Source organism: Pseudomonas sp. PME37.24/025, from assembly GCF_055556615.1.
Genome location: NZ_JBVHNK010000138.1, coordinates 1 through 277 on the forward strand (window position 1 = coordinate 1; position 277 = coordinate 277).

Consider the following 277-nt stretch of genomic DNA (forward strand, 5'->3'; position numbering starts at 1 on the left):
CGGGCAAGCCGATTGTCAATTCAATCAGCATGAAGGAAGGCGAAGCTCAGTTTCTGTCGCAAGCGCGCAAGGTGATGGCTTATGGCGCCGCCGTCGTCGTCATGGCGTTCGATGAGGTGGGGCAGGCCGATACCAAGGACCGTAAGGTCGAGATTTGCGAACGCGCCTATAAGCTCCTCACCGGCATCGGCTTCCCGCCCGAGGATATCATCTTCGATCCCAACATTTTCGCGGTGGCGACGGGCATCGAGGAGCATAACAACTACGCCGTCGACTT

1 protein-coding gene is annotated in these 277 nt (G+C 57.8%); it reads left to right on the forward strand.

Translation table 11 applies throughout. The annotated features are described in order from the left end of the window. Positions 1 to 277 (forward strand): dihydropteroate synthase (locus ACZ3HH_RS29835; protein WP_465810157.1); only part of this gene is annotated, 277 nt, incomplete at both ends.